Below are 7,138 nucleotides of genomic sequence, written 5' to 3' on the forward strand. Positions count from 1 at the left end.
GGCTTAGGGTACGATCTTCAGCGTTTCCAGGTGTTCGTATTCGCTCAGGTCGGTCAGGATCACCTGCTCGCCCGCCCGCACGCCGCTTTTGATTTCTACGTAGTCGAAGTTCGACAAACCTACCTCCACCTCGCGCCGCCGGGCGGTGCCGTCCTGGAGTACGTATAGGTACTGCCGGCGCTTGCCCTTGAAGGCCGGTCCGTTGGCTACCCGCAGGGTACGTACGCTCCGGTTGGTCACCACGTACACCTCCACCTTCAGGTTGGGCCGCAGCGACGCGTGGGTGGCGTCGTCGAGCTGCACCACAAACTCCACCACGCCGTTTTTTACGGCGGGCTTCACCTGCGCGATCGTCCCGCGCAGGGTACTTTCGTTCACCCGCACAATCACCGGCAGGGCGGCCTTGAGCTGGTCGGCGTACACGTCCGAGCAGGTACCTTCGATCCGGAAACTACCCAGATCCGCCACCTTGGCCAGCATTTCGCCCTCACTCACCGACGAGCCAATGTTCTCGTTCACCCAGGTAAGTACCCCTTTGCGGTCGGCCACGATGTCGGCCTTTTTGAGCTTGTGCAGGAGTTCTTTGGAGTTTTTACCTTCAATCTGCGCGCCCAGCTCCATTTCCCGCAGGCTGGCTCCCATCGACCGCCGGTTGTAGGCCAGGTCGTTCTCGAGCTGCTTCTTTTCCAGCTCCGCGATGCGGAGCGCGTTTTCAGCGCGGGTCACGTCCTCGGCCGTGCCGCCCCCTACCTTCTGCAGCCGGATGGCATCCTCGTGGTCTGCGCGCAGGCGGTTGATGTTCAGGAGCTTGATCTTGTCGTTGATCTCGGCGTCAAAGAGGTTCTTGTCCAGCTTCATGCGCATTTGTTCAATGCTGTTCTGTTTTAGGGCCAGCTGATCCTGCAACTTTTCGTACTCAATTTCGGTCAGCGATTTGTCCAGCTCCACAATGGCCTGGCCGGGAAGTACCTGCGTACCGGGCGTCAGCAAGATCCGCTGGATACTGGCCCGGATCGGGCTCGCGATCATTTGCTCGTAGGCCGGTATCACCACGCCCGCCGCCGTGAGGGTGTTGTCCACCTCGCCCACCGCCACCGAGGCCGTCCGGACGCGGGAGGCATCGAGGGTACCTTGCAGCGAATTCCAAAGCAAGTACACCCCCGCGCCCAGCAGCAGTACCACTCCCAGGCTGAAGCCCCAGCGGCGGTTGCGTTGGCGTTGGAGGTACTCCGGGGCTAGTTCTCGATCCATAAGGAGGGGTTGGGGTAGTTTAACGTTTTCATGGCTAAAAGTACCTTGCTTACTACCAAGGCCGTGCCAAGGGTTAACCTCTTGTCTTTTAACTTATTAACCTAAACCCGTATACATGAAAAGCGTGCGATTTCGCACGGAGAGTGTGGTTTCGCACTAGGTAGCTGGGAGGTACTTTGCGGCGTTTGTGGATTCTGAAGTAGCCGAGGCGGAAGAGTTCAGCTAAACGGTGATAAATTTTATGTACCGCTTGATAAAATTTTAGCAGTATAGAAATTGGGATTGATGGCTTTTCGATTACATTGGATAAAAATGATTCTTGAGTTTTGTCCTTGCTGTTTTCACCGGCAAGTGTATGGAGTCCTATAGCATCGCGGGAAACTCTTTCGGATATTTCCTATTTTTTTAACTAGACCAAGTACCCGACTCATACACGCGGCATTAATTATATTGGTGAGAAGATCAACCAGAGACTCAAACCGGCGCTTTAGGTACCTTTTTCCCTGACAACTAAACTTTACGTATGAACATTTCCGCCACCATCAAAAACGAATTTCAGCTGAATAGCATTTCCGTGGCCACCGAAGGACGCCAAAAGACATTGGTTGTGCCCGCGAAGGACAACGGTTTCGGCTCATCGGTGAACGGCGGGGAACTCTTATTCCTCTCCCTTGCCATCTGCTTTTGCAACGACGTGTACCGAGAAGCCAACAAAAGTAAACTGAACATCACTTCCGTGGAAGTAACTGTATCGGGTGAATTCGGGAAAGAAGGAGAGCCCGCTTCCCATATAGTTTACACCGTTCGGGTTCAGTCACCTACGCTTTCCGACCAAGAAATCACGGACCTCATTGCGCATGTCGATACGATAGCCGAGGTGCACAATACGTTGAGAAAAGGCGTTGCTGTTACATTACGGACGGAAAGTGCATAGATTTTAAGCCCTTGTGGGTGTTTGATTGGCAAGTTTATGAAGCCCGTTAGCATAGGTATAAAACGTCACGGATCATAACCCTGGGCTTTGCTGATGGTGAGAATACGAATAACGGTAAACGTAGCCATTGATTTGTGCTGTAAAAGCGCACGATTGCAGCCAGAGACGGTGGTTCAGCAAGGGGGTATAAGAAAAAAATACAGGCAACTAAAAATAGCTACTTACTTTTTAATAAATTGAAAGGAATTTTAACGCCACCCTACCCTTCAGCTCATGCGCGGCCTCAATAAAGTAACGTTGATTGGGAATCTTGGAGGTGATCCTGACATCCAGAGGGTACAGGAAGGCGTGACCGTGGCTAAGTTTTCACTGGCTACTTCGGAAAGTTATAAAGATGCAAAGGGGCAGGTACATACTACCACGGATTGGCATTCCATCGTACTTTGGCGTGGCCTTGCCGAGTTGGCTGAAAAGTACCTGCATAAGGGGAGTTTGATCTATGTAGAGGGAAAACTCAAAACCCGAAACTTTGAGGATAAGGAAGGTGCCAAACGATATGTGACCGAAATAATCGGAGATCAGATCATTATGCTTGACAAACGAGATGAATCCTAATACAACCCGCTCCGCCCCTACTTTTGAAGTACCGGTTGAATGGACTTTTGATACCATCGAGCACGGTGGAAAGTCCGTTATACTCATTAGATTTGAGTACTGCGCTGACCTCAATCGGCGCGTGCGGAGCCTGCCGGGAGCGCGCTGGAGCCGCACGTTAACATCCTGGTATGTGAGTGATACTCCCGCCAATCGTCGGATACTTGGCTTAACGCTATCTTTGGTTGGAAAGGAAGTGCTCAGCCATATTCATCCGGTTAATCAAAGGGCTCTGCTGCTGCTCATTGAAACGTTACAGCTAAAAGCCTACGCCGAGAGTACCCTTAGTACCTACCGAAATGAGTTTGCGCAACTTCTGTACATGCTGAAAGCAACCCCGGTTGACTCCCTGGATGCGGATCGCCTACGCAGCTATTTTTTGTATTGCACCAATACCTTGAAGCTATCCGAAAATACGCTGCACAGCCGGATTAATGCCATAAAGTTTTATTTTGAACAGGTGCTTCATCGGGAGCGGTTTTTCTTTGAGATTCCCAGGCCCAAAAAACGGATCGTTCTTCCTAATGTATTAGCCATAAGCCAGGTTGAGAGGTTATTTGCACAGCTTGAGAACCTCAAACATAAAGCAATGCTATATTTGGCTTATTCAGCCGGCCTCAGGGTAAGTGAAGTAGTGAACATGAAAGTGAGTGATATTCATTCCGAGCGCATGGTGATTAATATCAAAGGGGCCAAAGGAAAGAAGGACCGTACCGTAGCTTTATCGGAAGGTATTTTGGCATTACTGCGGCGTTATTATGTAAATTATAAACCGAAAATTTGGTTATTTGAGGGACAGTTTGAAAGTGAGCCTTATAGTGCACGAAGCCTACAGTCAGTGTTCCAGCGCGCAAAAGCTGCTGCCAGAATTTACCAGCCTGTAACATTCCATAGTCTACGGCATAGCTATGCAACGCATTTACATGAAGCCGGAACCGATATAAAACTCATTCAGGAGCTTTTGGGTCATAACGACCTTAAAACTACTTTACGTTATACTCACGTAAGTAACCGAACACTTAAAAATATTAAAAGTCCATTTGATGCTTTAAATATAAAAAAGATTAATTAAACAATACCTTAATATATACTGCACCATAAATACAATTTAATATTAGAATAATGAAAATAAATACTAAAAGTACTGCAAAACTTGCGTATATTTAGGAGTTACAAGCAATTTAAAACGACAATCAATAAATATGAAATTTCTAAAACTATTTTTTATCACACTATTATTGACGGGACTTATTTCTTGTTCGTCTGTTAAGTTAACATCTCTTCCAGACATTTCAAATGAAGAATTGATAACTTCATACCGTATATTGAAGGACGAAATCTACGGAACAGACAAAGAGCAAAAGTTGGACATTTATATTTCTAATAATTCAAAAAAATTAAAGGATAAGAATTTTACAATTATCTTTCTTCACGGTGGTGGCTATTACCTAAGTGACAAAACCAAAGAAGAAAAATATATTCAGCCATATTTAAAAAAAGGTCTCAACGTAGTAAACGTAAATTATAGACTAAAACGTGGAATACCGTTAGCAACCGAAGATTTGACTAACGTAATCAATTACTTAAAAACTAAAAATGACGCTTACAAATTAAACTTAGACAAAATAGTTCTTACAGGATTTTCAGCAGGCGGACACATTGCAAGTAATGTTGGTGTGGGGGCTAATAATTCTGACTACCCATATCCTTTGAATACGGGAGTAAAAATTTCTGCAATTATCAATTTCTCTGGACCAGTAGACGGTTTAGACGTTGTAGAAAAAGTGTTTGTTGATAACGAAATGCAGTTATTCAAGGACGTTGGTAATGCGTTATTTCCTTCTATTAATGGTTACACACCGAAAGACACGCTAGTTAAATTTGAACCTATTACATTTTTTGACAAGAATGACCCTTCATTCTTTTTGTGGCACGGAGGACAAGACGACCAAATTCCACCAACGACATTCACAAAATTTGTTGGAGAATTGAATATTGACAAAAATAGAAACTTTGTACTTTTTGTCCCAAATGGTAAGCACGACCCTACTGCTAAAGAATTGAAAGAAGCATACGAACAAATATTTACCTTTTTGGACAGGATAAAATAAACTGCTTGTAACATGGGTTTGTGGCAAGTGGGGCGTACGGAAGTTATTGAACATTGGTAATTCTTTTGTACTTTTGTTTCGGCTGGCGGAAATTTGTTGAACTTTTTTAAGTAATTGATTAACAGTAATATATACCATCGGACGTTCGGGCAATTGAGTTTCAAATTCCCCACCTGGCCACAAGCCCTTTTCGTTATGCCCAATTTTAAAACGACAATATGATAGCGAAGAACATTGACATATCAATACCTCTTTTATGGGGAAACGAACATTTCATTAAAAACGAATGGGGGTATATCAATTATTTAGTTGGAGCCAATGGAACAGGTAAATCATTGCTTGCAGAACAGTTAAAAAGCAACTTTAACAACAATGGCTTTCAAGCAAGATATCTGAATGCTGAAAGATTGATGGGTTTGGAAAAAAATGAAATCAGTTATTATGGTGGTGCCAGCTTGACGCAAGGTTTCAATATAAGTAACTTTCAGCAATATAAAACTTACGCAGAACAAGGTGGTCTTTCCTCTTCAGCAATTATTATCCTTAAGGAACGACTTGATATTAGATTAAAAATTGAAGCGCTTCTTTCGGACATCTTTGGAAAAACTATACGATTAGTAGAAGAAGGTGGTTACTTAAAAGCTAAAATGCAAAATATAAAGGCTGGAGATGAATACAACCTCAGTCAAAGTGAGTGTCATGGACTTAAAGAACTTATAACACTTTTAACATTCCTATATGACCCAATAAAAAATTGCATAATTTTTGACGAGCCAGAATTACACCTCCATCCGCAATTTCAGTCCTTTTTTCTCCAAGAAATCAGAAAATTTGCAGGTAACCCACTTACCGATCCGAGTAAAAAGGTGTTTTTTATTATTACACATTCTCCCTATTTTATTGACTTAAAAACACTTGATGATTTAAAAAACATACTTGTTTGTCATTTAAATAAAGTTCCTACTTATGTAACCGAATTAGATGCAGATGACCAGTTTGTGTTAAGAAAATTCCTGCCTAGATTTAATACACATCACAAACAATTTTTCTTTTCACAAAACCCCGTTTTTGTTGAAGGGTATACAGACCAACAAATAATTTCAATATTATTTGAAAAAATCGGAATAAATATTGGTGCATCGGGTTCTTGCATTATTGATGTTGGTGGTAAAGATGAACTAGGTGTATTTTATAAACTTTGCAAATCATTAAAAATTAACTGTAGAATTATTGCGGACTTGGATGCTGTTTTTAGAGGACGATTAAGACGAGTTGTTTGCGAAGATGAGCGTTCTCAAAATTATGTTCAACAACAAGGTATTGGAGCAAATCTTTCAAATGAAATTGGAGATTTAGAAACACATCTTAGTAACATTGCTACAAGAGTTCTAAGTCAAGAAACAACTATTCCTCAACTTATTACGCTAAAAGCAAAATTAGCCTCATTTACACCCGAAGAAGAACATTCTAAAAGGGTTGCCATACTTTTAACAATATTCAAATATGATGCAGAAATAAGGACAGTTTTAGATGCTCCTAATATCGCTAGTCTAAATTTAATAATTGGAAGAATGGCACAACTTCATAATGCTTTTAAATCGTGCAATACATTCATATTTCCAAAAGGTGAAATAGAACATTATTATACACAATCTGCTATTGATTATTTGAATATTTCTAATAAAGACACCTGGTTTCACACCGAAAGGGATTATATTCTCCAAGCAGACTCACCTGAAATTAATACTTCGTATTCTGATTTAATAGCAATTTTAAAAGAGGCTGTTCCTGTTATTGAAATTGAAATTAAGAAACATCTCAAGTTTGAAATATTTGAATGGATACATAGAGTGCAGACTGGTATTGCAAAAGGCGAAGTTAATAATGATGAAGACCTCACTCGAAATGCAAAAATTAACTATGCTTTATATAATCAAATTTTAGAATTGCAAAATTTGACAATTAATGACAACAGAACATTTGAATGTAGAATAACAATAAGAGAAACTTTAACAGGAACACCTCTTGAGGTTAATTTTAATCAGACAACAAACGCCCACAATTTCGACATATAAAAAACTGGGCATAACAGCGGTAACCGTTGCACAACCTATTTTTTAATTTTAGGATTCCGCTTTCTTAGCTGATGTCATTTTCCTGGTAGACGGTGATTTGTGAAAGAATATTT

6 protein-coding genes are annotated in these 7,138 nt (G+C 42.1%); 5 read left to right on the top strand and 1 reads right to left on the bottom strand.

Annotated elements, in window-relative coordinates; genetic code table 11:
* Positions 1-3 precede the first annotated feature (3 nt).
* Positions 4-1,251 carry an efflux RND transporter periplasmic adaptor subunit gene (locus HNQ92_RS27520; protein ID WP_184179695.1) on the bottom strand — a complete coding sequence of 416 codons (1,248 nt, stop codon included), beginning with the start codon at positions 1,249-1,251 and terminating at the stop codon, positions 4-6.
* Positions 1,252-1,774: 523 nt separating this feature from the next.
* On the opposite strand from HNQ92_RS27520, the gene HNQ92_RS27525 reads away from it, so the two are divergent.
* From HNQ92_RS27525 to HNQ92_RS27545, 5 genes are all read left to right on the top strand, one after another.
* Entirely contained in the window at positions 1,775-2,185 is a 411-nt protein-coding gene (locus HNQ92_RS27525) for an OsmC family protein (RefSeq protein WP_184179698.1), read from the top strand.
* Between the two features lie 273 nt (positions 2,186-2,458).
* Positions 2,459-2,800 (top strand): single-stranded DNA-binding protein, encoded by a 342-nt coding sequence (locus tag HNQ92_RS27530; protein ID WP_184179702.1) that lies wholly within the window; start codon positions 2,459-2,461, stop codon positions 2,798-2,800.
* Positions 2,790-3,911, top strand: a complete 1,122-nt coding sequence (locus HNQ92_RS27535; protein ID WP_184179704.1) for a tyrosine-type recombinase/integrase — start codon at positions 2,790-2,792, stop codon at positions 3,909-3,911. Before HNQ92_RS27530 ends, HNQ92_RS27535 begins: the two co-directional genes overlap by 11 nt.
* Positions 3,912-4,041: 130 nt before the next feature.
* Positions 4,042-4,950: an alpha/beta hydrolase fold domain-containing protein gene (locus tag HNQ92_RS27540; RefSeq protein ID WP_184179707.1), complete on the top strand. Its 909-nt coding sequence runs from the start codon at positions 4,042-4,044 to the stop codon at positions 4,948-4,950.
* Positions 4,951-5,168: 218 nt separating this feature from the next.
* Positions 5,169-7,025, top strand: a complete 1,857-nt coding sequence (locus HNQ92_RS27545) for an ATP-dependent nuclease (protein WP_184179710.1) — start codon at positions 5,169-5,171, stop codon at positions 7,023-7,025.
* The last annotated feature ends 113 nt before the right edge of the window (positions 7,026-7,138 follow it).

The organism is Rhabdobacter roseus (assembly GCF_014202275.1).
GTDB lineage: Bacteria > Bacteroidota > Bacteroidia > Cytophagales > Spirosomataceae > Rhabdobacter > Rhabdobacter roseus.

What these genes read in the sequence shown, in the direction of transcription:
- HNQ92_RS27535 (WP_184179704.1), top strand. Translation starts at nt 2,790, where the DNA reads ATGAATCCTAATACAACCCGCTCCGCCCCTACTTTTGAAGTACCGGTT.
- HNQ92_RS27525 (WP_184179698.1), top strand. Translation starts at nt 1,775, where the DNA reads ATGAACATTTCCGCCACCATCAAAAACGAATTTCAGCTGAATAGCATT.
- HNQ92_RS27530 (WP_184179702.1), top strand. Translation starts at nt 2,459, where the DNA reads ATGCGCGGCCTCAATAAAGTAACGTTGATTGGGAATCTTGGAGGTGAT.
- HNQ92_RS27520 (WP_184179695.1), bottom strand. Translation starts at nt 1,251, where the DNA reads ATGGATCGAGAACTAGCCCCGGAGTACCTCCAACGCCAACGCAACCGC.
- HNQ92_RS27540 (WP_184179707.1), top strand. Translation starts at nt 4,042, where the DNA reads ATGAAATTTCTAAAACTATTTTTTATCACACTATTATTGACGGGACTT.
- HNQ92_RS27545 (WP_184179710.1), top strand. Translation starts at nt 5,169, where the DNA reads ATGATAGCGAAGAACATTGACATATCAATACCTCTTTTATGGGGAAAC.